Source organism: Flavobacterium potami (assembly GCF_020026915.1).
GTDB lineage: Bacteria > Bacteroidota > Bacteroidia > Flavobacteriales > Flavobacteriaceae > Flavobacterium > Flavobacterium potami.
The window spans coordinates 1-282 of the sequence record NZ_JAINUY010000085.1; the positions used below are offsets into that span (position 1 = coordinate 1).

The window sequence follows — 282 nt, forward strand, 5'->3', positions numbered from 1 at the left end:
CGACAGGCTGTATTCCATTTTTTAAAAGTTCGTCAAACAGATCATCATAGAATTGCAGCCCCTGTTCATTTGGAGATTCTTCATCGCCGTTTGGAAAAATCCTTGACCATGCAATTGAAACGCGGAGGCAGTTAAAACCCATCTCTGAAAATAAAGATATATCTTCTTTATACCTATGGTAAAAATCGATTGCTTCATGGGAAGGGTAATTGCCATCATCAGACTCTGCAACCGGGCCGTCAGCTCCATGCGGCAGAACATCGATTATTGATAGTCCTTTGC

The 282-nt window shown here is 41.8% G+C and carries 1 protein-coding gene; it reads right to left on the reverse strand.

Going from position 1 to position 282, the window contains the following annotated elements; genetic code table 11:
* The coding region (locus K6T82_RS24370; RefSeq protein ID WP_223711655.1) for a family 1 glycosylhydrolase at window positions 1-282 on the reverse strand (282 nt) is incomplete at both ends.